Annotated in this window: 1 protein-coding gene; it reads right to left on the bottom strand. The window is 67.3% G+C overall.

From position 1 onward, the window contains the following. Positions 1-505 (bottom strand): ABC transporter substrate-binding protein (locus ACXJ3V_RS20880; protein WP_457102268.1); only part of this gene is annotated, 505 nt, incomplete at both ends.

Here is a 505-nt window from a genome sequence, read left to right on the forward strand (position 1 = left end):
CCCTGGGCCGCCGCGTTCCACAGCACCAGCGCCTCGGCGCCCGCGCCGCGCAGCTTGTTCACATAGACCTTGAGGTCGGTGGCGTTGAGCGGATAGGTCTCGACGCCGACCGGCTCGATGCCGCGTTGCTTCAGCGCGCGAACTGTCGCGGCTGTGGCCGATTCGCCGAAGCCGGTGTTCTCGAGCAGGATGCCGACCTTCTTGAGCTTGAGGTTGTCCACGATGTGGCGCGCTACCGCTTCGCCTTGCAGGCCGGTGTTATAGGTGAATTGGTACTGGTAGGGGTAGCGCGTGCCGTCGGCCAGTTCCTCGGCCCAACCGCCCGCGCCGTGCAGCACCTTGGCCGCGGTGGTCGTGGGCACTGAGGCAAGGCTGTGCGAGCTCCCGACCGGCCCGAGGATCGCCTGGCAGCCACTGTCGAGCAACTTGCGCATCACGGCCGGCTCCTTGGCCGGCGAGCTTTCGTCGTCGACCTCGATGACCTCGACCTTGCGCCCGAGTATGC

The organism is Microbacterium sp. P5_E9 (genome assembly GCF_054049175.1).